General features: G+C 56.6%; 3 protein-coding genes. All 3 read right to left on the bottom strand.

The genetic code is table 11. The features are described 5' to 3' along the window. On the bottom strand, positions 1 to 305 hold a 305-nt coding region (locus tag IP81_RS16190), incomplete at its 3' end, for a biotin carboxylase N-terminal domain-containing protein (RefSeq protein ID WP_304437635.1). Continuing rightward, positions 302 to 724 (bottom strand): hypothetical protein, encoded by a 423-nt coding sequence (locus IP81_RS16185; protein WP_157573309.1) that lies wholly within the window; start codon positions 722 to 724, stop codon positions 302 to 304. The genes IP81_RS16185 and IP81_RS16190, both read right to left, overlap by 4 nt. Positions 725 to 726: 2 nt before the next feature. Continuing rightward, the coding region (locus IP81_RS16180) for a carboxyl transferase domain-containing protein (protein ID WP_304437634.1) at positions 727 to 1608 on the bottom strand (882 nt) is incomplete at its 5' end.

Here is a 1608-nt window from a genome sequence, read left to right as displayed (position 1 = left end):
CAGACCAGCCCTGCATCAATCACGCTCTGTGCAAATTCGGCGTTTTCCGAAAGGAACCCGTAACCCGGATGGATCGCCTCAGCGCCCGTCGCCTTGGCCGCAGCGATGATCTTTTCGCCCACCAGATAGCTTTCGCGGGCAGGCGAGGGACCAATATGCACCGCCTCATCGGCAGAGCGCACATGCAGCGCCTTGGCATCCGCATCGGAATAGACCGCCACGGTGCGAATGCCCATCGCCTTCGCCGTGCGGATAACCCGGCAAGCAATTTCACCACGATTGGCAATGAGAAGGGATTTGATCATGGTCTCGTTAACACTTTCCGATAACTCCGAATCTCGACCAACATTTCACCATCAAATCCCGCTGGATCTCGGAGCACCTTTTCTTCCGAGTCCCAAATCATCCAATGGCCGGGTGGCTTCTCGACAATCCTAAAACGGTTTTTCTTGCCGTCCTTGAAATAGACTTTGGCGTAAACGAGCGCATCATGCTCAAGGTTTTGGAGGGGGGTAGTCTCACTGATTTTGGTTGATTTTAAATCGACAGTGACGCCATTGGCGGAAAGCAATTCCAAAAGTGGCTTAGCGCTTCTGCCCGTTACCTCCCCGCGGAAAGAAAATTTGCTTTTTAGCTCTTCGTATTGTTGCCCTGTCAACATAGATGCAGCTGCCAACCAGCATCCACATGCATCGCTTTGGAAAACTGTTTTAAGTTTACGCATGCTTACATCCTGAACACCCCAAACCGGGGTGCCTCCGCCACGGGTTCCTGCAAGCACACTTCCAAGGCCAGCCCCAGCACATCGCGCGTCTGCACCGGATCGATCACGCCATCGTCCCACAGCCGCGCGGTGGCGAAATAGGGGTTGCCTTCGTCTTCATACATCTGGCGGACGGGGGCCTTGAATGCTTCGGCCTCTTCGGGCGTCCACTTGGCCGCATCGCGGTGCACCGTGGCCAGCACCGATGCTGCCTGTTCGCCGCCCATCACCGAAATGCGCGCGTTGGGCCATGTGAACAAGAAGCGCGGCTGATAGGCGCGGCCGCACATGCCATAATTGCCCGCGCCAAAGCTGCCGCCGATCAGTACGGTGATCTTGGGCACTTGCGCGGTGGCAACCGCAGTCACCAGCTTTGCGCCGTGCTTGGCGATGCCTTCCGCCTCATATTTGCCGCCAACCATGAAGCCCGAAATGTTCTGGAGGAACAGCAGCGGAATGCGGCGCTGGCAGGCCAGTTCGATGAAATGCGCGCCCTTTTGCGCACTTTCGGAAAACAGCACGCCATTGTTGGCCAGAATCGCCACTTGCATGCCGTGGATATGGGCAAAACCGCAGACCAGCGTGGTGCCGTAAACCGCCTTGAATTCGTGGAATTCGCTGCCATCAACAATCCGCGCAATCACCTCACGCACGTCATAAGGCGCGCGGACATCTTCGGGGACAATACTGTAAAGCTCGTCGGCATCATACTTGGGCGGGCGCGGCGTTTGTAAAATGGGGACAGTCCCTATTTTTTGGCCGAGATGGCTGACGATATCCCTGACAATCGTCAGCGCGTGTTCGTCATTGTCGGCCAGATGATCGACCACGCCCGATTTGCGCGC

It is taken from the genome of Novosphingobium sp. AAP83 (assembly GCF_001295795.1).
Classification (GTDB): Bacteria; Pseudomonadota; Alphaproteobacteria; order Sphingomonadales; family Sphingomonadaceae; genus Novosphingobium.
Note: the sequence above shows the minus strand (reverse complement) of the source record. Positions and strands in the feature narration are given on the sequence as shown.